Origin of the sequence: Loktanella sp. SALINAS62, assembly GCF_018263905.1 — a bacterium.
Classification (GTDB): domain Bacteria; phylum Pseudomonadota; class Alphaproteobacteria; order Rhodobacterales; family Rhodobacteraceae; genus Loktanella.
In genome coordinates this window covers 324,804-345,486 of record NZ_JAAFZU010000001.1, presented here as the reverse complement: position 1 = coordinate 345,486, position 20,683 = coordinate 324,804, and the positions used below count along the sequence as shown (strand labels likewise).

Here is a 20,683-nt window from a genome sequence, read left to right as displayed (position 1 = left end):
AACATGCTCACGCAGATCAAAGGCCTACATCACGTGACGTCCATCGCCTCGGACGCCGTCCGCAACAACGCGTTCTTTACAGATGCGCTGGGTCTGCGCCGCGTGAAAAAAACCGTCAATTTCGACTCTCCGGACGTTTATCACCTGTATTACGGTGACGAACAGGGCACGCCCGGCACCGTGATGACCCACTTTCCATTTGCCCGCGCGGCACGCGGCAGGCCCGGCACGGGCGAAGTCGGTGAAACGGTGTTTGCCGTGCCGCAGGGGTCGCTTGATTTCTGGGCCGACCGTCTGGCTGACCGGGCAGAGGATCTGGCCCGCGTCGATCATTTCGGTGAAAGCCGCCTAAGTTTCCGCAGCGATGATGGCGAAGCGTTTGCGCTGTCCGAAAGTGCGGACGACAACCGTGATCCCTGGACCGGGAACGGTGTCGGCGCCGATCATGCGATCCGCGGTTTTCGGGGTGCCACGATGCGGCTGGCCGATACGGGCGCCATGGCGGAACTGCTGACGTTCATGGGGTATCAGAAATCCGACACCCGCGACGGTGTGACCCGCTACGTGATCGAAGGCGGCAATCCCGCCGACACCATTGATCTTGCGCAGGCGTCAGGTGTCCGCGAAGCACAGCAAGGTGCGGGTTCGGTCCACCACATCGCATTTGCCGTCGAAGACCGCGCCGCCCAGCTTGCGGTGCGGCGCGCGCTGACCGACACAGGCCATGCCGTCACACCGGTGATCGACCGCGATTATTTCTGGGCGATCTATTTCCGCACCCCCGGCGGCGTGCTGTTCGAAATCGCGACCAACGAACCGGGGTTCGACCGGGACGAAGATACCGCGCATCTGGGCGAGGCGCTGAAACTGCCCAGCCAGCACGAACACCTGCGTTCCGCGCTGGAAGGCCACTTGCAGCCTTTGGGTTAATTTCCGCCCAAACCGCCCAAGATGTTGTCCAGCACGTTCAGGATCTGGCTATCCGCCACGATCCCCGTGCTGGACAGCGTGTCGTTGCGCGCCGGTCCGGGAATATCCATCGGCAGCGGTTTTGGCTGTTGCCCTGCCACGACGCGGCGCATGGTTTCGCGCCAGATGTCGGCGGGCAGACCGCCGCCGGTGACGCCCTTCATCGGGCTGTTGTCGTCGTAACCCATCCAGACGCCGATCACGTAATCGGCGTTGAAACCGATGAACCATGCATCGCGTTGGCTGTTTGTCGTGCCTGATTTGCCCGCCAGTTCCCAGCCGTCGATCTGTGCCCGTGTGCCGGTGCCGCGCACCACGACCTGATTCATCATATAGGTCAGCTGCCGTGCGGCGCGTTCCTGAATGACGCGTTCCTGCATCCCGGTGCCGACATTATCCATCAGCGGCGCGTCGTCACCCTGCAACCGCAGATCTACAAGGCCGTAAGGTTCCACCGCCGACCCGCCGTTCAGAATGCCTGCGTAGGCGCCGCTCATTTCGACCAGCGTGCTTTCGGACACACCCAGCGCCAGCGCCGGTCCTGCAGCAAGCTCGCTGTCGATGCCGAAACCGGATGCCACGGTGCTTACCAGTTCGCGGCCCACTTCTTCGGACAGGACGACGGCCGGGATGTTGCGGCTTTCGTACAGCGCCTGCGTCAGTGTCACCGGCCCCTTGAATTCCCTGTCATAGTTGTCGGGCCGCCACGGGCCTGATCCCGGCACGGTAATCGTCAACGGTGCATCGTCGATCAGGTCATTGGGCGAAAATCCCAGATCCAGTGCGGTGGCATAGATGAACGGCTTGAACGCCGACCCGGTCTGCCGCTGGGCCTGCGTTGCGCGGTTGAACGCGCTTTGCGCCCGCACGTCGCGTCCGCCGACCATGGCGCGCACGGCACCGTCCGCGCTCATCACCAGAACGGCGGCTTCGACGTTGGACCCCTCTGACAGCTTGCTGTCAAACACCGACAACAACGCCGTTTCCGCCGCCGTCTGGATGCCCTGATCCAACGTGGTGCGGATCACGACATCTTCTGTCGTGTTGCGGGTAAAGAAATCCGGACCCTGGCTCATGACCCAGTCCGCGAAATATCCGCCCGCCCGCGCCTGTGCCGCCTGTGACAGCGTCGCGGGATTTTCCAGCGCATCGCGCGCCTGTTCGGGGGTGATGTAGCCCTGTTCTTCCATCAGGCTTATGACCACTGCCGCCCGGTCCACGGCGCGCCCCATGTTGCTGGTCGGCGCATAGGACGACGGCGCTTTCAGCAGGCCCGCCAGCATGGCGGCTTCTGCCGGATCGACAGCACGGGCAGATTTGCCGAAATACCGCTGTGCGGCGGCTTCGAACCCGCGCGCGCCTTCGCCCAGATAAGCGCGGTTGATGTAGATCGACAGGATTTCTTCTTTGGAATAGGCGGCTTCCATGCCCATGGCATAGATCGCTTCCCTGATCTTGCGCTGGATCGTCGTGCGGCGGCAGTCGGCTTCGTATTCGCGTTCGTTTTTCCATGTGTCGGGGTCATAGGGGACGCCCAGACACAACAGTTTTGCCGTTTGCTGCGTGATCGTCGATCCGCCGTTGCCCGACAGTGGCCCGCGGCCTTCGCGCAGGTTGATCCGGATGGCGCTGGCCACGCCGCGCGGACTAATCCCGAAATGGCTATAGAACCTGCGGTCTTCGGTCGCCACGATCGCATCGTGCAGGTAGCCGGACACCTCTTGTGCGGTGACCATCCCGCCATATTGATCGCCCCGCCAGGCAAAGACATCGCCGTTGCGATCCAGCAACGTGACCGATCCACGCGTGCGCCCGTCCACCATGTCTGCGACGGGCGGCATCTGTTGCGCGAAATACCAGACGACCACGCCCAGTGTGACCGCCCCGGCGATCCCGATGACGATCATCAGGCGCAGGATCAGCCGGAACACCCAGACAAACGGGAACAGCAACCAGCCAACCAGCCCGCGTGGGCGTCTGGTTTTGGCGCGGCTGCGCGTTGCGCGGCCCCTTTTGGGGGTCGATGCCTGCTTTCGGGTTTGCCTGCGTTCCGCCACCAAGGGCCGAGAGGTTTTGCGATTCTTGCTCATATGCCCGCGATCTTCGATTTCTTGCTTTTGCGCACCATACCTGCCCGGACAACGCTTGTCCCGCCAGCTTAACACATTTTTCATCTGCCCAAAAAATGAGCATAGATGCATTTTTGTGCAAAAGTTATGGCTGTTGTGCCATTTAGCAAGTTTTTCCACCCCTTGAAAACTTGGCCTTCCCGGTTTCACGCGTCCTTGATCGGGCATCCAAACCGCGGGCCGTTTCGGGGTCCGCCCAGAATATGAGGGCGTATTAGTGAAACTCATCATCGCAACGATCAAACCGTTCAAGCTGGAGGAGGTCCGTGAGGCACTGACCACCATCGGCGTGCGCGGAATGATGGTCTCAGAGATCAAGGGCTTCGGCTCACAGTCCGGGCATACGGAAATTTATCGCGGTGCCGAATACGCCGTGAACTTCGTGCCAAAGGTCAAACTGGAAATCGTGGTGCCAGACAGCATGGCCGAACAGGTCGTCAGCACCATCGCCAGCACCGCCAAGACCGACAAGATCGGCGACGGCAAGATTTTCACCCTCGACGTCGAAAGCGCTTTGCGCGTTCGGACCGGCGAGCTGAACGACGACGCGCTGTAAAGGCGATCAAGGAGAGATGAAAATGAATTTTAAGAAAACACTTTGGGCCGGGGCCGCACTTGCGCTGCTACCCGGTCTGGCCTTCGCACAGGAGGTCGCGGAAGAAGCCGCCGTCGCCGCGCCGTCGTTCGACGAAATCGGTCCCTACATCATGACCACGCTGCTGTTCCTGATCGGCGGTTTTCTGGTCATGTGGATGGCCGCAGGCTTTGCCATGCTCGAGGCAGGCCTCGTGCGGTCCAAGAACGTCACCACCCAGCTGACAAAGAACATCGCCTTGTTCAGCATCGCCGGTATCATGTACTGGCTGGTCGGCTTTAACCTGATGTATCCGGGCGACGGCTGGATCATCGCTGGCTGGGTCGGCGGATTCTTCAACATCACTTCGCTTGAACCGGTCGGTCTGGACGCTGCCAGTGCCACGCTGGATTACGCATCCGTTGCATCGGACTTTTTCTTTCAGCTGATGTTCTGTGCCACCACCGCATCGATCGTGTCCGGCACGCTGGCCGAACGCATCAAGCTGTGGCCATTTCTGATCTTCGTTGTCGTGCTGACCGGCTTCATCTACCCGATCGAAGCATCCTGGCAGTGGGGCGGCGGCTGGTTGTCGGAAATGGGCTTTTATGACTTTGCAGGGTCCACACTGGTGCACGCCGCAGGTGGTTTTGCAGCACTCGCCGGTGCCATCGTGCTGGGTAGCCGGATCGGCAAGTACAAGGACGGTCGCGTCATCCCGATGCCCGGTTCCAATCTTGCACTGGCCACGCTGGGGACGTTCATCCTGTGGCTGGGTTGGTTCGGCTTCAACGGCGGTTCGCAGTTGGCAGCCGGCACCGTGGGCGACATCACCGACGTCGGCCGGATCTTTGCCAACACCAACATGGCGGCATCCGCCGGTGCAGTTGCAGCCCTGATCCTGACGCAGGTGATGTACAAAAAGCCCGACCTGACGATGGTGCTGAACGGTGCGCTGGCCGGTCTGGTGTCGATCACCGCAGGTCCGCTTGACCCGTCGCTGTTCGGTGCCCTGCTGATCGGTGCCGTGGGTGGTGTCATCGTGGTCGTCGTGGTGCCGCTGCTGGACAAGCTGAAGATCGACGATGTCGTGGGCGCAATTCCCGTGCACCTCGCCGCCGGTTTCTGGGGCACGATGGTTGTTCCGTTCAACTCTGCGGATACCAGCTTTGTCACCCAGTTCATCGGCTTTGCCGCGATCGGTATCTTTACCTTTGTCGTATCGCTGGTCGTCTGGCTGATCCTGAAAGCCACCATGGGCATCCGTGTCAGCGAAGAAGCAGAGATCAACGGTCTCGATGTTTCGGAACTGGGCATGGAAGCCTATCCAGAGTTTGCGAAAGGCTGATCCTCCCCTCCGGCCTTTCTGCTTGATCCGGGCGCGGCCATGCCGCGCCCGGGTTTTTCTTTTGTCCCGGCGCCTGACGTGCAAGGGTCCGGTCGATGACTGACAGGTGACTATGATGCTACAGACCCCGTATCTTTTGTTTCTGGGCGATGCGCCCGATCCGCTGGCCGCCAAGGTGGCGCAGGGGATCAAGGACTGGCGCCCGCAATACGCACTGGGCCAGCTGCGGCTGAACGGCTGCCGGGCCGATATGAAGATCCCCGACATGACCTTGGCTGACGGTCTGGCCGCTGGCGCGCGCACGCTGGTGATTGGCGTGGCCAACCGCGGTGGCGTGATTTCCCCAATGTGGAAATCGGTGCTGCTGGACGCGCTGGCGCAGGGCTACGATCTGGCATCCGGCCTGCACAACCTGCTGCGTGACGATCCCGATCTGGTCGCCGCTGCCCATGCCCACGGGCGCGCGCTGTATGATGTGCGGGTGCCGACGGTGAATTATCCCATCGCCAACGGTCTGAAACGGACCGGCAAACGCTGTCTGGCCGTGGGCACCGATTGTTCGGTCGGCAAGATGTATACCGGTCTTGCCATGGACGCCGAAATGAAACGGCGCGGCCTGAAATCGTCATTCAGGGCCACCGGACAGACCGGCATCCTGATCACCGGCGAAGGCGTGCCGCTGGATGCGGTCGTCGCGGATTTTATGGCCGGTGCCGTGGAATGGCTGACACCCGATAACGATCCCGACCACTGGGACCATATCGAGGGGCAGGGCAGCCTGTTCCACGTCAGCTATTCGGGGGTGACGATGGCGTTGGTGCATGGCGGCCAGCCCGACGCGCTGGTGCTGTGCCACGAACCCACACGGACGCACATGCGCGGCCTGCCCGACTATGATCTGCCGTCACTGGAACAGGTGCGCGACACCGCCCTGATGCTGGCGCGCGTTGCCAATCCCGCCTGTCAGGTCGCAGGCATTTCCATCAATACATCTGGTCTGGACGATGACGCCTTTGCCGATCATCTGGCGACGGTGGAACAGCGGATGGGCCTGCCGACGGTGGACCCGTTCCGGCAGGGCGCGGCGCGGCTGGTCGATGCGCTGGAAAACCTATGACGGGGTTTGCTGCGCGAACCCCATGCCTCCGGCGGGAGTATTTGGGGCAAGATGATGCTTGAGATAAGCCGCGATACCTTTCGGCTGGCGCAGGTATTCACCATATCGCGCGGGTCGCGGACCCAGGCACAGGTTTTGACCGTGCGCGCGGGGGCGGGGTGGGGCGAATGCGTGCCGTATGCGCGCTACGGCGAAACGATGGACAGCGTGTCGGATCAGATCGCAACATTGCCTGCGGGGATCAGCCGTGCCGACGTGCAGGATGCGTTGCCGGCGGGTGCCGCGCGCAACGCGGTGGATTGCGCGTTGTGGGACGCGGCGGCGAAACAGGCGGGGGTCCGGGTCTGGGACCTGATCGGCGTCCCCCCGCCCGGTCCTGCAATCACCGCCTATACCCTGTCGCTGGATACGCCGGATGCCATGCAGGTGCAGGCCGCAAAGAACGCGCACCGGCCGCTGCTGAAGATCAAGCTGGGCACGCCCGACGACATGGCCCGGCTGGAAGCGGTCCGCCGTGGCGCGCCCGATGCCACCATCATCGTCGATGCCAACGAAGGCTGGACGGCAGATGTTTACAGCGATCTGGCGCCGCATCTGCTGCGGCTTGGCGTGGCGATGGTCGAACAGCCGCTGCCCGCCGGGGCCGATGACATGCTGGGCGACATCGCGCGGCCATTGCCCGTTTGCGCCGATGAAAGCTGCCATGACCGGGCGTCGCTGGCAGCCCTGCGCGGCAAATACGACATGGTGAACATCAAGCTGGACAAGACCGGCGGTTTGACCGAGGCGCTGGCGCTGAAAGCCGACGCACAGGCGCAGGGCTTTGCCGTCATGGTTGGCTGCATGGTCGGATCGTCGCTGGCGATGGCCCCTGCGACACTGCTGGCGCAGGATGCGGCCTTTGTCGATCTTGACGGCCCGCTTCTTCTGGCCGAAGACCGGGATTATCCGTTGCAATACGACGCCGCCGGTGTGCACCCGCCCCGGCCCGAACTTTGGGGTTAAAGACATGCGCACCGTTTACCTGAATGGCGAATACCTGCCCGAAGATCAGGCCAAGGTTTCGATCTTTGACCGGGGTTTCCTGATGTCCGACGGCATCTATGAAGTGACGTCGGTGCTGGGCGGCAAGCTGATCGATTTCGACGGCCATGCGGTCCGCCTGCAACGGTCGCTGGATGCGCTGGACATGAAACACCCGTCATCCAAGGATGATCTGCTAGAAGTGCACCGCGAACTGGTGCGCCGCAACGACATCACGGACGGGATGATCTATCTGCAGGTTACGCGCGGCAACCCCGGTGACCGCGATTTTGCTTATCCGCCCGAAGACACGGTGCCCACGGTCGTGCTGTTCACGCAGGCCAAGCCCGGCATGGCCGACAGCCCGATGGCAAAAACGGGCATGAAGATCATCAGCATCGAAGACCAGCGCTGGGGGCGCCGCGACATCAAGACGGTGCAACTGCTGTATCCGTCGATGGGCAAGATGATGGCCAAGGCCGCTGGCGCCGACGACGCCTGGATGGTCGAAGACGGTCACGTCACCGAAGGCACATCCAACAACGCCTATATCGTCAAGGGCAACACCATCGTCACCCGTCATCTGGGAAATGAGATCCTGCACGGTATCACTCGTGCCGCCGTGCTGCGGTTCGCCCGTGAAGCGCAGATGAAGGTCGAGGAACGCCCCTTTACCATCGTTGAAGCGCAAAGCGCGGACGAGGCGTTCATCACCTCTGCCAGTACCTTTGTCATGCCTGTCGTCGAAATCGACGGGGCGGCGGTCGGACAGGGCACCCCCGGTCCGGTGGCCACGCGTCTGCGCGAAATCTATCTGGACGAAAGCCGCAAAGCGGCGGTTTGATCAAGCGTTGCAGTGCCCATCAATCACGCAGCGGGTCGTGGCCCCAGTTCATCAGGCTGTAGCGCCAGTCTGAATGTTCGACGTCGTCATCGGGTCCGCCCTGTGCCAGATGTCGGTTGATGTAGCCTACGACCTTGGCCATGTGATCCCACTGGTCATCGGTCAGATCGGGCTTGTTGGTCCGCTGGATGTCGACGATCCGGCGGCCTGACTGGTGGCCGGTCGATTCACCGCTGTCGCTGTCACCGACGCGCTTTGATTCGTCTGTCTCCAGCCAGTCTTCCAACTCTTTCGGCGCGATGTTCACCAACTCGCGCCATTCGTTCCAGATGTCGTCCCGCGATTTCGATGACATGCCGGTCTCCTGTGATTTGGGTCTGGGGTCAATCGTCGGTTGGTGTCTTTTGTTCCCCCGGTGCGGGGGGCAGATCATAGGGTGCGGCGAGACGCCATACGTGATCGGGTATCATCGTTTTCATCCGGGCGGGGGCGTGGCGACGCAGGTGCAGGATCGTTTCTGCGGCTTTCATCTCGACCCGGGCGCGGGCGAATTCCAGACCCTTGGGGCCGATGCGGGGCATCAGCCAACCCATGACCGGGCGCAGCCAGTCGGGCATCCGCCGCAGTGGCATGCCCCCCGCCGCGCGCCGGGTGTTGGCGATAAATCCTGTGACCGACCCCTGCCGCTTGCCCTTGTCACCGGGTGCGGCCAGCCGGACTGCATCGCCCAGCCCCGCCAGCATCTGCGCGCCGCGTGCATTGCGCACGATCAGCCATTGGTCACCTTCGCCTGCCATGTAGCCTACGGTGATATCGGCCAGACGGTTGGTGTAATCGACGCAGGTCCTGCAGGTCAGGGGAAAGAAATCATCCGGCAGGTCCGAAATTGGCAGTTTCAGAAACGGAATCAGCCGTTTTGTGCCATCGGCAAACCGCAGTTCCACATGAAAATCAGCGCGGAATTCCAGATAGGTCACATCACCGGGCCGATCGGTCAGGCGGCCCAGAAAATCATGGAAATGCGCCGTGGTGGTATTGTCCGAACAGGGCGTGCCGATCACGTACAGATCAAGCCCCAGCCGTTTTTCCAGCGCGCGCAGGGCAAAGACCTGACAGGGAATGCCGACCACCGCAATGCGGCGATGTCCTGCAGCGACGGCGGGTTCCAGTGCGGCCAGCAGCGGGGCATAGCCCATCCGCATCCCGCGCGCGCGCACCAGATCGTCAGGGTCGGTCAGGATGGCGGGCACCGGTGCCCAGCGGTCGGCTGCATCGGGCACGCAGGCCAGTACCGCGTCAACGGTGCCCGCACGCAGCAGAGACGCGGCCAGTGACGTCGTGATCCCCGTCCATTGCGCGCCGTCGCGCGGTTGCACCATGGCGGCGCGATACATCGCCTGCGTGACGCCAAAGAATGCTTCGTCCCCGTCCGTGCCTGCCACGCGGCCATGCACCTGCTGTTCCTGTGCGGGATAATCCGGCGCGATGAACTGGCAGGCGGTGCCGCAGGCCGACGGGTCCGCCATGCGACTGACGCCGCAGTCGGTACACAGATTGCGGTGCGCCGGGGATCGCAGATGATCGGCTGTCAGGTCCATGGGCGGACTGTGAACCGCCCGCGGTCAAAGGGAAAGCCCCGCCGATGTTCTGCGCAAAATCGGCTAGCCCGCCCCGATCAATGCGCCCGCACCGAACACCAGCGCGCCGCCCAGCACGACCTGAAATGCCGCCCGCAGGAACGGCGTCTGCATGTAACGGTTCTGGATCCACGCGATGGCCCACAGTTCGACAAAGACCACGATCATCGCGATGATCGTCGCGGTCCAGAAATCGGGGATCAGATAGGGCAGCGCATGGCCCAACCCGCCCACGGTCGTCATGACACCCGCCGCGATCCCGCGCTTGATCGGTGATCCCCGGCCGGAAATCTGGCCGTCGTCCGACGCCGCCTCTGTAAATCCCATAGAGATTCCGGCCCCGATACTGGCGGCCAGTCCCACCAGAAACGTCGTATGCGTGTCCTGCGTCGCAAATGCGGTGGCAAAGATCGGTGCCAGCGTGCTGACCGACCCGTCCATCAGTCCGGCCAACCCCGGTTGCACCCATGTCAACACGAATTGGCGGTGTGCTGCGGCGTCTTCGTCCTGTGCTGCACCCGCGTCCAGGGTGTCGTGCGCCAGTGATCTTGCGGTGTCGACATGCCCGCCTTCGGCTGCGGCCAGATCGCCCAGCAGACGGCGCGTTCCCGCGTCGGATGTCACCTGTGCGGCCCGCGCGTAGAACCGTTCGGCATCCCGTTCCATCTGGCCCGCCTCTGCGCGGATGCGATCCAGTGGCAGGTTTGCGGTCAGCCAGACGGGCCGCCGGGCGTAGAAACCTGCGACGTGTTCGCGCCGGATCAGCGGGATCACGTCGCCAAACCGATCGCGGTGCAGGTCGATCAGGCGCTTGCGGTGGGTGTCTTCTTCGGCGGCCATCCCGTCGAACAGGGCGGCACTGGCGGCGTAATCGTCGCGCAACATCTCGGCATAGGTGCGGTAGATGCGGGCGTCGTCCTCTTCGGACGAGATGGCAAGCGCCAGCACCTCTTGTTCGGACAGGTCGCGGAACCGGCGACGATGATTGAAACCGGGGATCACGGCGGCCTCCTAGTTTAGAATGGTTCTAAACTATGCCATTTTGCCATCAACGCAAGCCCGTTAGTCCAGACGGCGGACCTCCAGATGGTTGCCCTGCCGTTGTGCGACCTCGAACCGGCCAGCTTTCTTCAGCAAATCCGACAGTTTCGGGCTGCCGTAGGTGCGCGGATCGAATTCGGGATTGGCGCTGACCAGATATTGCCCCAACTGCCCCAGCGTGTACCAATCCGCATCCGGATCAATCGACCGCATCGCCGCCAGCACCAGCGGTATGACGTTATGCGGCGCATCCTTGGCGTTGCTGTCGGGTTTCGCGGCAGGCACGCCATTCGTGCTGGGGACCGGCGCGGGGTCGGTGGCATCGCCCAGATTTTCAACAAAGATGAACCGCTTGCACGCCCGCCGGAACGCGTCCGGAGTCTTTTTCTGTCCGATCCCGTAGACATCGACGCCCTGTTCACGGATGCGCGCCGCCAAAGAGGTAAAGTCGCTGTCCGAACTGACCAGCACAAAGCCCTGAAAGCGGTCGGTGTGCAAAAGATCCATTGCGTCGATCACCAGCGCAATGTCGCTCGAATTCTTGCCGGTGGTATAGGCGGGCGACTGTTGTGGGTTCAGCCCGTGTTCCAACAACACACGGTTCCATCCCGCGAGCTGGTTGCTGGCAAAATCGCCATAGATCCGCCGCACCGAAGCTTCGCCAAAGCTCGCCACTTCTTCAAAAATCGCGGCGGCATGTTTCGGGCTGGTGTTGTCGGCATCAATCAGCACAGCCAGCAGCGGGCGTTTGTCGGGCATAAAAAGGTATCCTTTCCGGTTCCCCCAGCCCTAACGCAGGCGCGCGGGGGGCGGAAGGGGGAGTGGAGCGAGAATAAGGGAACGGACCATAGTGGATATTGATGCGCTGCGCTGTGAAAGTTGGGAAAGCGTCCAGAGTGGCTGAAGCTATCAGTCGCAAAAGTCGTGGCTAAGTAGTCAGATGTAGCTCACCAGAAAACATTTATAACTGTTCGCAGTGTATTAACTATCCGACTTGAAAATATATGCGGGATCAACCAAAAAATGATTTTAAATTTTTTGGACTCTACGATCAAATTGTTGTCGCCAATATATATAATCTGATCCAGCGGCGAATACGGCATTGGACAAATCCAAATTACTGAACTATGCTTCAAAATATCTTTCGGATTCATTTCCCATCGGCCTTCGTCGTGCAAGTTAATGGGGTTTAATAAGTGATTGTAAAATACCCTTCGAAAACCCCGAGAGGTTTGCTCTGCAAGGATTGGGGGCACATGGCTGGGATAAGGTGCTTTTCCCGCGCATTCAAATGCGCCAACTACAACCAAGTTCATGCTGCTTCAAACACTCTATTACTGTTTTTCTAGGATTATAGTAAACTATCTTTGAGGCCTCAACTTTAGCGGCACTTCGACGTAGAGCGTGCTTATAAGTGTTTGGAATGAGGACAGATCTTACGTCTGAATTTTGGACTTCCAACGCCCCTTCGAGGCAAAATTCAATACGTCGGGCAGCCTGCATAGGCTGCTTCAACATGCCGTCAATAACTCGGTCAGAGACCAAGCCTTGAATGGCTGCGCAAAAGCTTTTCGATTCCCTCTTGGATAGAACGTCTCTGATGCATTTTTTGGATAGCGTATCGATCTTTTCCAAGATTTCCAAAAAATGGAGATAGTCGATTCGTATAGACTTATATGATTCCTTTGAGAGGTAGGGTAAAAATCCATATCTTACTCCACCGTTATCCGGAATAGATGCCCATAAAAATAATTCTAAATTTCGGTAAAGAAAGCTACGTTCCAAGATAATCGCTATAGTTCCAACAGGAGAAATTGGTTCAAACATAGGGAATCCAATATCAAAATACTCACGAGATCCTTGCGATGTCTGTGCCCCTAAGCTTTGGTCCAAGGGAGAAATCTTTCCTAGCATCGTTGGCCTGTTTAGTGATATTATTTTGGAAATCATTTTGCCTTGTGGGCCCTTTCAAACGAAGCGTCAAAACTAACCGATTGTCCGTCTAGGACCTCAATGATAGTATTATGCCATTGAGCGTAGTCTAAAGTCTCTCCAGACTTTAACATGCTGATGTCGAGTTCAAGCCTTGACTTTAGCGTTCGAAGTTTTCCAGAAGCCTGCACATTCTGTTTAAAACGAGTCTCAAACCCAAAGGCGGTCGAAATATCGGACCCAAGTGCAGCCAACGAAGTGCTCACAATAGCTGCAATATTGAGCCCAAATTTAATCTCTCGATCAAAGCCATCGGCGGCGAGTAATGCTACGAAGAGCACTGCTAGCACACCAGATACCACGCGTAACAATTTGAGGGAGTTCATGAAGAACGAATTAAGTCGACGCTTACTTTCGCAGCTTCGAATTCTCGCATCCAAAAAAGTAAACAGAATTTTTTGGGGACTTCCCGAGACTTCCTCCGCTGAAACCATAAGGGCACCTATTTTTATAGCTTTGTCACCAAAGTGTATCCTATTGCGCTGCAGTGTACGAGTTCTATTGGCGTCTAGGCGACCATGGAGATTGGCTGCTCCGTTCTCAGATGAGGTTTGCACGCACTGCAGCGTACCGCCGCCACCCAGACCATCCCCCCAAAAAAGCCCGGTCGCATCGACCGGGCCTTTCACACGTCCCTTACGCAAACCTGTCGTCAGTAGATCACGACGCCGCGGATGCTTTCGCCCTTGTGCATCAGGTCGAACCCCTTGTTGATGTCGTCCAGCGGCATCGTGTGGGTGATCATCGGGTCGATCTCGATCTTGCCGTCCATGTACCAATCCACGATCTTGGGCACATCCGTCCGGCCGCGCGCGCCGCCGAATGCGGTGCCTTTCCACGTCCGCCCGGTGACCAGTTGGAACGGGCGGGTGCTGATTTCGGCGCCGGCGGGGGCCACACCGATGATGATGCTTTCGCCCCAGCCCTTGTGCGCCGATTCCAGCGCCTGCCGCATCACGGTGACATTGCCCGTCGCGTCAAAGGTATAATCCGCGCCGCCGCCGGTCAGTTCGACCAGATGCCCGACGATATCGCCGCTGACCTGCTTGGGATTGACGAAATGGGTCATGCCGAAATGTTCGGCCATCTTCTTTTTGTCGTCGTTCAGGTCGACGCCGACGATCTGGCTGGCACCCGCCAGCCGCAGCCCCTGAATGACGTTCAGGCCGATGCCGCCCAGACCAAAGACGATCGCGGTCGATCCGATTTCGACCTTGGCGGTGTTGATGACGGCACCAATCCCCGTGGTGACGCCGCAGCCGATGTAGCAGATCTTGTCGAACGGCGCATCCTTGCGGACCTTGGCCAGCGCGATTTCAGGCAGCACCGTGTGATTGGCAAAGGTCGAACAGCCCATGTAATGCAGGATCGGCGTGCCATCCAGCATTGAAAAGCGCGAGGTGCCATCGGGCATCAGCCCCTGACCCTGGGTGCTGCGGATCGACTGGCACAGGTTGGTTTTCGGGTTCAGGCAGTAATCGCATTCGCGACATTCCGGCGTATACAGCGGAATGACGTGATCGCCGACTTCCAGCGTGGTGACACCGGGACCGACCTCGACCACGATACCTGCGCCTTCGTGGCCCAAAATGGCGGGAAACGCGCCTTCGGGGTCGTCACCGGACCGGGTGAACTCGTCGGTATGGCATAGACCGGTGGCTTTGATTTCAACAAGCACCTCTCCGGCTTTCGGGCCTTCAAGGTTGACCTCCATGATTTCGAGAGGTTGCCCTGCTTTCAGGGCGACGGCTGCACGGGTGCGCATTTCACAAATCCTTTGTTGCTTTGCCGCGATGGTCCGCGAATTGACCGGGGATTTCAAGCCGCGCGGGCTTGCCAATTGGCGCGATTGCTTGGCAAGATGTTGGTTATGAGAGCATTGTTTATCCTGCCGCTTCTGGCGGCCTGCACCATCGGCCCGGCGCCCGTGCCGTCCGAAGACGGCTGTGGCGCCGCATCCTATAGCGGCCTGATGGGTCAGAACATCGCGGCGGTGACACTGCCGGCCGACCTCAATGCCCGTGTGATCGGGCCGAACGACATGGTGACGATGGATTACATCGAAAGCCGGATCAATTTCGAGACCGACAGTTTCGGTGTCATCACGGCCATCACATGCGGCTGATCCTGATGTTTCCGTTGCTGGCGCTCGTGGCGTGTGGATCGCCGCGCGGGATGACGCCGGGTGCCGATGCCGTGGCAGAAAACCCTGTGCCAAAGGGGACCGATAACAGCTGCGGTGGGCGACGTTACGGCAGTCTGGTTGGCAAGGATGCGACCGTGCTGGAAACCGTGCTGATCCTGGGTCCGGTGCAGGTCATTCGACCGGGCATGGTCACGGCGCAGGATTATCAGCCTGACAGGATCAATTTTATCGTGGGGCAGGCCGGGACAATCACGCAGATCACCTGCGGCTGAACCATCGGTGCGAAGACCACCACCGGCACCGCATACTGGGTGGGGGCTTAATAATACGGTGCCGGGGCAGCTCTTCTGTCGATGAACATGGCTTTGAACCATGGCATGATCATGGCCTAGGTCGGACCATTACACGACAGCGCGCGGCAGGGTTGATTTATCGTCCGCTTGCGTTGATCTTGAATGGATGACTGATCAGACCCCCATTCCGTTCGCGGCGTTCCGCGATGACCGCGTGTCGTTCCACCGGACAGAGATGTCGCCCATTCTGGCGGTTTACGGACGGTTCGTGGCGGCGGGCGAATGGCGCGACTATGGGATCAGCGCGTTGCGTGATGTGGCGGTGTTTTCGGTGTTTCGGCGCACGGCGGAAAACCCGATCTACCGGATTGAAAAGCGACCAAAGTTGCGCATGAAGCAAGGGCAATACGCCGTCGTCGGCATGGATGGCCAGATCCTGAAGCGCGGCAACGACCTGCAACAGGTATTGCGGGTTCTGGAACGCAAGCTGATCCGCACTGTCGATTGAAAACTATATCAACGTTTCGACATGTTTCGCATGCGAAACATATTATGTTATATTTAACAATTACTTAACCGGATAGCGCGGTCAGTCTGCGGCGCTGCGTCACCTCTCCTCCGTCTTGGGCTTGGATGCGCAGGATCGCTGCATTGACGGGTTCGTAGGTGCAGGCCATCGCGTGACCGTTGGCGTGGATCATCACCTGCGCATCGACCATCAGGCCGACATGACCAACCCAGAACAACAGGTCACCACGTTGCAAGGGCGCGTCCGCAGACAGTGGTTCACCAACGGCGTTTTCCTGCAGGTCAGCATCGCCGGGGCAGGGGATGTCGCAGGCCGTCAATGCGGCGTGGATCAGGCCGGAACAATCCAGCCCGCGCGTGGAATTGCCACCCCACAGGTAGGGCACGTTGAAATGCAGTTGCGCCACGGTGACGGGATCGGCAAAGGGACGGTCCAGCGGGCGCAAATGTTTTTTCGGCACGAACCCCTGCGGTGTTTCAAAAAATTTCGCCCGTTCGTCCAGAACACGTAGTCGCGCGCCAAAGGGCAGCGCCATGACGGCCTGTGATTTCATCGATTCTTCGGCATAGGCGTGGGTTGCAAATGTGCCGACCCGGTGTGTGGGCCAAACGGTGTTGTCCAGCCGGTCGGCGGGCACATAGCCGCAATAGCCGTTATCGGTCTGCACGAATGCCCAGCCGTCACGGGTTTCCAGCACGGTCACAGTGTCGCCCAGCAACAGCTGGCGTTCGCGTGGACCGTCCGGCGCGCGGCACAAGTCCGTCACCGGGCGGGTCAGTCGTGCGGGGGTGCCATCAACCGCAATGCGGTCGGGCAGGCCCAATGACTGCAGGGCAACCCGGTCATTGGCGGGCCAAAGCCTGTGGTCGGTCATCGGGGCAACAGATGCGGCAAGGCATCAAGCAGTGCCCGCGCGCCCATGCCGACACCGCCCTTGGGGCGGCCCGGCTTGGCGCTGGGGTTCCAGCCATAGATATCGAAATGGATGTAGGGCGCATCGACGAAGCGGCGCAGGAACAAGGCGGCGGTCGTGGCCCCCGCCATGCCGCCCGCTGGCGCATTATCCAGATCCGCGACGCCGGGTTCGATCATGGATTCGTAAGGATCGTGAAACGGCAGTCGCCAGACCGGATCGGCCACGGCACGCCCTGAAACGGTCAGGGCATCGGCATGTGCGTCGTCATCGGTAAAGAACGGCGACAGGTCAGGCCCCACGGCGACACGCGCAGCCCCGGTCAGGGTCGCCAGCGACACGATCAGATCGGGGTTTTCTTCGGATGCGAGTGCCAGCGCATCGGCCAGCACAAGCCGGCCTTCGGCGTCGGTGTTGTTGATTTCGACCGTCAGCCCCTTGCGGCTGGTCAGAATGTCCTGCGGGCGGAACGCGTTGCCCGCGATGCTGTTTTCGACGGCGGGCACCAACAGACGTAGGCGCAGATCCAGCCCCAGCGCCATGATCATATGCGCAAGACCCAGCGCCGTGGCGGCCCCGCCCATGTCCTTTTTCATCAGGCCCATGGAACTGCCGGGTTTGATGTTCAGCCCGCCGGTGTCGAAACAGACGCCTTTGCCCACCAGCGTCAGGGTCGGGCCGCTGTCGCCCCAACGCAGATCAATCAGGCGCGGCGCGCGGTCGCTGGCGCGGCCGACGGCGTGGATCATCGGAAAATTCGCGTCCAGCAGATCGTCGCCAGTGGTCACATCGATCTGCGCACCGTGCTGATCTGCAAGGGTGCGCGCTGCGGCCTCCAGTTCTGCCGGGCCCATGTCGGACGCGGGCGTGTTGATCAGGTCGCGGGTCAGGTATTCGCCGGTGGCGATGGCGGCGATCCGGTCTGCATCGATGCCTTTGGGCGCGATCAGGCGTGCGGGGGTACGGTTGGGTTTGCGGTAGCGGTCAAAATCATAGGATTCCAGCAACCAGCCCAACGCGGCTTCTTCCAGCGCGCTTGGGGGCAGGTCCGATACGATTACATAGGTGCCTTCTGGCAGTTTACGCGCCGCGCTGCCGACATCGAACCGGCTGCGTTTGCGTGATGCGGGCGATCCGGCGCCGACCAACGCCAACGCCACATTGCCATCAGGGCCGGGCACACAAAGAACGGCGCCTGCCGTGCCGGTGAACCCGACCGCCGCCGCCCATGCGCGGGCCTGTTCGGGGATGGCGTCGGTGTCGTCGGACTCAATCACGTAAAGCGGGATGGATGATGTATCGTGCGGTGCGAATGTCGCGGACATAAGGTGCCTTGCGTCTTGGGGTTCACACCAGCCTATCCCACTGGTCGCCGACGACAAGGCATCACCCTTTGCGCATTGACCAGATCTGGCCGATCGCCATATCGAACCCGCGTTCCAGACGGGCCAGCGTTGCTTCGACGGCGATGCCGTCGCGTTGCCGGGCACTGTCTGAAAGATGGTGTGCTGCGGTCGCCACCTCTGTCAGGCCGATGTCGGCGGCGATGACGGCCATCCGTTCGGCGCGGTCGGTCAGGTCGTCAAAACCGCTGCTGATCCGCGTGACGTGGATAATATTCAAGCGTTGCGCAAGATCTTCCAGCATGGTGCAAATCGCCTGATCGGCGCCTGCAGCGCCAAGCGTGTCATACAAATCGGACAGTGGGCCGGGATCGATATCGGACCGATGATGGCATTGAAGAACGGTAACGCAGGTCATGGTGGACTTCTTTACTGTGGGGCTGCCAACATATGCGGGCCACAAGGTTCCCAATTCGTTGCGCAAATCGGCTTTAGTCTCTCGAATTCCAATCAAAATGGCGATAAACGCTGTCTAAATTACAGGGAGATCACAACCGTGGATCTAGCCAGACCCCTTCCGGAATATCTGATCAAACGCTTTCATGGTTGGAAAGCGACGACCTATTCCGAAAACAAAACCTGGTACAAAAGGCTTGCGGACGAAGGTCAGCGGCCCCGCGCGATGATCATTTCATGCTGTGACAGCCGGGTGCATGTCACGTCGCTGTTTGGGGCGGATCAGGGCGAATTTTTCATTCACCGCAACATTGCGAACCTTGTGCCGACCTTTAACGCGGATGGCGAACACCATGGCACCTCTGCCGCGGTTGAATATGCCGTTTCATCCCTGAAGGTGGCGCATCTGGTGGTCATGGGCCATTCTGGATGTGGCGGCGTCGAAGGCTGTTATGACATGTGCGAAGGTCATGCCCCCGCGCTGGATGAAAAGACCAGTTTCGTGGGGCGGTGGATGGATATTCTGCGCCCCGGCTACGACCGCCTGCCCGCAGGTGACGATGCAACCCGCAAACGGGCATTGGAAAAAGAGGCGGTGCTGATCAGCCTGGAAAATCTGATGACCTTTCCCTTTGTGGCCGCGGTGGTCGAATCGGGTGACTTGACGCTGCATGGCCTTTGGAATCATATCGGGGATGGATCGCTGGAAGCCTATGATCCAGCCAGTCAGGCGTTTCATCCGATCTGAACGGCATCTTAGCGACGCAACAGATCACCGAACAGGTCCAGCATTTCTTCTTGCGTCACGACATCGCGGGACGGTTGTTGCGTTTGGTGGCGCTGCGTTGGTTTGATCGCACGACGCAGAAATTCGATTGCAATTGTCACGGCGGTTGGTCCTGTTTTGCGCCCCCACGCAGCAGCAGTTACGCAGGTTAGCGCAAAAGGGTTTCACGCCCGCCGCAGGAATTATCCCTTGCCCACGACGTTGGGTACGGTGCACGGCGGTGGAAATGTTTGATTAAGGTTTTATCCGCACACTGCATGGCATGATGTCATGGCCGCTATCCCGTGTTGAAACCTTTCCGGCAGGCACCGGGTATGATCGGCTGTTGCGTTTTGCGCCCGCCGTCGATGCCAAATATGAAACCGAACAGGGCCAAGACCGCAGACAGCATATCGCGCGCATGATCCTGTTCGGACTGGTGTTGTACAATGTCTATAACCTGACCGCCCAAGTGTTGCTGACGGACATTTTCGTCGTATCTGTCATTTTGCGGGTCGGGATCGTGACGCCGTGTTCGCTGGTGTTGATCGTGATCATCTGTCGCGTGGGCCCTGTCTGGCGGGAACGTCTGCTGTTGCTGGGGCTGATGAACGCCTATCTTCCGCCGCTGGGGTTGTTCTGGTGGTCCCGCGTGCCGTCGGCATTGCTGTCTTTCAACGAACTGACGCTGGTGATTGTCTTTGCCACGGTGCTGGTGGCGCTGCGGTTCCGACACGCCATTTTATATACCGCGTTCGTCTTGTGCAGCACGCTGATCGCCCTGATGACAAAGGCCGATCTGACCGTGCATCAGCAATTCGCGTTCACGATCCAGATATTGACGGCTTGCGTGTTCTGCCTGTTCGCAAACCATCACCGTGAAGTGCAGCGATGCCGTGATTTCATGCTGGCGCACCGCGCATCGCATCGTGCCGATTCCGCGGAATCGTCAAATGCGCGCATGACCGCCCTGTCGTTGACCGATCCGCTGACCGGGATCGCCAACCGCCGCAGTTTTGACCGGATGATGCAGTCCTGGGTCGCTGACGATACATCTGTCGCGCTGATGATGATCGATATCGATCATTTCAAGCTTTACAACGATTCCCTGGGACATCCTGCGGGGGATGCCTGCCTGCAACGGGTCGCGTCCGTCCTGTTGGCTGCCGCTGATGGCGCCGGCGTGCGCGTCGCCCGCATCGGCGGTGAAGAATTCGCCATTGTCGCAAGGTCGATGTCGGTTGCGCGTGCCAAGGCGCTGGCGACGCGGATCGTCGGTGATATCCGTGCGCGGGCCGACCCGCACCCCGGTCGGATGGATGGGGTCGGGGTGGTCACCATCAGTCTGGGATTGACCGTGACACCGGCAGGTGCGCCGTTTGACCGTGCCGGATTGATGACCCGTGCCGATAGCGCGCTTTATGATGCGAAACGCGCAGGCCGCGACTGCTGGCGCATGGCGGGTGACAGCCCCCGCGCGGTATCGCTGCTGTATACAGCCTGACGCAAACACGGTCCGGAACGTGCAAAGGGCGGACCCGAAGGCCCGCCCAAAGATATCAG

General features: G+C 60.2%; 23 protein-coding genes. 11 read left to right on the top strand and 12 right to left on the bottom strand.

Annotation, left to right across the window (positions count from 1 at the left end):
• Positions 1–3: 3 nt before the first annotated feature.
• Positions 4–930, top strand: coding sequence for a VOC family protein (locus GZH79_RS01680; protein ID WP_211641396.1), 927 nt, complete (start codon positions 4–6; stop codon positions 928–930).
• Here GZH79_RS01680 and GZH79_RS01675 read toward each other — a convergent pair.
• A complete protein-coding gene (locus tag GZH79_RS01675; protein ID WP_211641395.1) occupies positions 927–3,059 on the bottom strand; it encodes a PBP1A family penicillin-binding protein in 2,133 nt (710 codons plus the stop codon). The two genes, GZH79_RS01680 and GZH79_RS01675, sit on opposite strands and share 4 nt — an antisense overlap.
• Before the next feature lie 256 nt (positions 3,060–3,315).
• Between GZH79_RS01675 and GZH79_RS01670 the strand changes: the two genes are divergently transcribed.
• From GZH79_RS01670 to GZH79_RS01650, 5 genes are all read left to right on the top strand, one after another.
• Positions 3,316–3,654: a P-II family nitrogen regulator gene (locus GZH79_RS01670; RefSeq protein ID WP_211641394.1), complete on the top strand. Its 339-nt coding sequence runs from the start codon at positions 3,316–3,318 to the stop codon at positions 3,652–3,654.
• A gap of 22 nt (positions 3,655–3,676) precedes the next feature.
• Entirely contained in the window at positions 3,677–5,020 is a 1,344-nt protein-coding gene (locus GZH79_RS01665) for an ammonium transporter (protein ID WP_211641393.1), read from the top strand.
• Between the two features lie 115 nt (positions 5,021–5,135).
• On the top strand, positions 5,136–6,137 hold the full coding sequence (gene dgcN / locus GZH79_RS01660; protein WP_211641392.1) for an N-acetyltransferase DgcN: 1,002 nt from the start codon (positions 5,136–5,138) through the stop codon (positions 6,135–6,137).
• A 54-nt stretch (positions 6,138–6,191) separates the two neighbouring features.
• The gene (dgcA, locus tag GZH79_RS01655; protein WP_211641576.1) at positions 6,192–7,142 is read left to right on the top strand and encodes an N-acetyl-D-Glu racemase DgcA; all 951 of its coding nucleotides are present in this window, start codon (positions 6,192–6,194) and stop codon (positions 7,140–7,142) included.
• Between the two features lie 4 nt (positions 7,143–7,146).
• Positions 7,147–8,004, top strand: coding sequence for a D-amino-acid transaminase (locus tag GZH79_RS01650; RefSeq protein ID WP_211641391.1), 858 nt, complete (start codon positions 7,147–7,149; stop codon positions 8,002–8,004).
• 19 nt (positions 8,005–8,023) lie between these two features.
• On the opposite strand, the gene GZH79_RS01645 is transcribed toward GZH79_RS01650, so the two are convergent.
• From GZH79_RS01645 to GZH79_RS01615, 7 genes are all read right to left on the bottom strand, one after another.
• Positions 8,024–8,359, bottom strand: coding sequence for a DUF3140 domain-containing protein (locus GZH79_RS01645; protein ID WP_211641390.1), 336 nt, complete (start codon positions 8,357–8,359; stop codon positions 8,024–8,026).
• Positions 8,360–8,387: 28 nt separating this feature from the next.
• Positions 8,388–9,602 (bottom strand): Coenzyme F420 hydrogenase/dehydrogenase, beta subunit C-terminal domain, encoded by a 1,215-nt coding sequence (locus GZH79_RS01640; RefSeq protein ID WP_211641389.1) that lies wholly within the window; start codon positions 9,600–9,602, stop codon positions 8,388–8,390.
• A gap of 63 nt (positions 9,603–9,665) precedes the next feature.
• Entirely contained in the window at positions 9,666–10,643 is a 978-nt protein-coding gene (gene mbfA, locus GZH79_RS01635) for an iron exporter MbfA (protein ID WP_211641388.1), read from the bottom strand.
• Positions 10,644–10,703: 60 nt separating this feature from the next.
• The gene (locus GZH79_RS01630; protein ID WP_211641387.1) at positions 10,704–11,441 is read right to left on the bottom strand and encodes an NYN domain-containing protein; all 738 of its coding nucleotides are present in this window, start codon (positions 11,439–11,441) and stop codon (positions 10,704–10,706) included.
• A 528-nt stretch (positions 11,442–11,969) separates the two neighbouring features.
• Positions 11,970–12,596 (bottom strand): hypothetical protein, encoded by a 627-nt coding sequence (locus GZH79_RS01625; protein ID WP_211641386.1) that lies wholly within the window; start codon positions 12,594–12,596, stop codon positions 11,970–11,972.
• Positions 12,597–12,628: 32 nt separating this feature from the next.
• Complete coding sequence (locus GZH79_RS01620; RefSeq protein WP_211641385.1) at positions 12,629–13,303, bottom strand: hypothetical protein; 675 nt, start codon at positions 13,301–13,303, stop codon at positions 12,629–12,631.
• Between the two features lie 23 nt (positions 13,304–13,326).
• Positions 13,327–14,439: an S-(hydroxymethyl)glutathione dehydrogenase/class III alcohol dehydrogenase gene (locus tag GZH79_RS01615; protein WP_211641384.1), complete on the bottom strand. Its 1,113-nt coding sequence runs from the start codon at positions 14,437–14,439 to the stop codon at positions 13,327–13,329.
• A gap of 105 nt (positions 14,440–14,544) precedes the next feature.
• Here GZH79_RS01615 and GZH79_RS01610 point away from each other — a divergent pair, with 105 nt between their 5' ends.
• From GZH79_RS01610 to GZH79_RS01600, 3 genes are all read left to right on the top strand, one after another.
• Complete coding sequence (locus tag GZH79_RS01610) at positions 14,545–14,799, top strand: I78 family peptidase inhibitor (RefSeq protein WP_249218915.1); 255 nt, start codon at positions 14,545–14,547, stop codon at positions 14,797–14,799.
• Positions 14,790–15,092: an I78 family peptidase inhibitor gene (locus tag GZH79_RS01605; protein ID WP_249218914.1), complete on the top strand. Its 303-nt coding sequence runs from the start codon at positions 14,790–14,792 to the stop codon at positions 15,090–15,092. The genes GZH79_RS01610 and GZH79_RS01605 overlap by 10 nt, the downstream gene beginning before the upstream one ends.
• Positions 15,093–15,279: 187 nt before the next feature.
• Complete coding sequence (locus GZH79_RS01600; protein ID WP_211641382.1) at positions 15,280–15,621, top strand: DUF2794 domain-containing protein; 342 nt, start codon at positions 15,280–15,282, stop codon at positions 15,619–15,621.
• Between the two features lie 64 nt (positions 15,622–15,685).
• On the opposite strand, the gene GZH79_RS01595 is transcribed toward GZH79_RS01600, so the two are convergent.
• The 3 genes from GZH79_RS01595 to GZH79_RS01585 form a co-directional block, all read right to left on the bottom strand.
• Entirely contained in the window at positions 15,686–16,516 is an 831-nt protein-coding gene (locus tag GZH79_RS01595; RefSeq protein ID WP_211641381.1) for an NlpC/P60 family protein, read from the bottom strand.
• Positions 16,513–17,880, bottom strand: coding sequence for a leucyl aminopeptidase family protein (locus GZH79_RS01590; RefSeq protein WP_211641380.1), 1,368 nt, complete (start codon positions 17,878–17,880; stop codon positions 16,513–16,515). The genes GZH79_RS01595 and GZH79_RS01590 overlap by 4 nt, the downstream gene beginning before the upstream one ends.
• A gap of 61 nt (positions 17,881–17,941) precedes the next feature.
• Complete coding sequence (locus GZH79_RS01585; protein ID WP_211641379.1) at positions 17,942–18,316, bottom strand: hypothetical protein; 375 nt, start codon at positions 18,314–18,316, stop codon at positions 17,942–17,944.
• A 138-nt stretch (positions 18,317–18,454) separates the two neighbouring features.
• Between GZH79_RS01585 and GZH79_RS01580 the strand changes: the two genes are divergently transcribed.
• On the top strand, positions 18,455–19,102 hold the full coding sequence (locus GZH79_RS01580) for a carbonic anhydrase (RefSeq protein ID WP_211641378.1): 648 nt from the start codon (positions 18,455–18,457) through the stop codon (positions 19,100–19,102).
• An 8-nt stretch (positions 19,103–19,110) separates the two neighbouring features.
• Here the strand turns inward: GZH79_RS01580 and GZH79_RS19180 are convergent, their stop codons facing one another.
• Positions 19,111–19,242 (bottom strand): hypothetical protein, encoded by a 132-nt coding sequence (locus tag GZH79_RS19180; protein WP_283094773.1) that lies wholly within the window; start codon positions 19,240–19,242, stop codon positions 19,111–19,113.
• Between the two features lie 164 nt (positions 19,243–19,406).
• On the opposite strand from GZH79_RS19180, the gene GZH79_RS01575 reads away from it, so the two are divergent.
• Positions 19,407–20,624, top strand: coding sequence for a GGDEF domain-containing protein (locus GZH79_RS01575; RefSeq protein ID WP_211641377.1), 1,218 nt, complete (start codon positions 19,407–19,409; stop codon positions 20,622–20,624).
• Positions 20,625–20,683 lie beyond the last annotated feature (59 nt).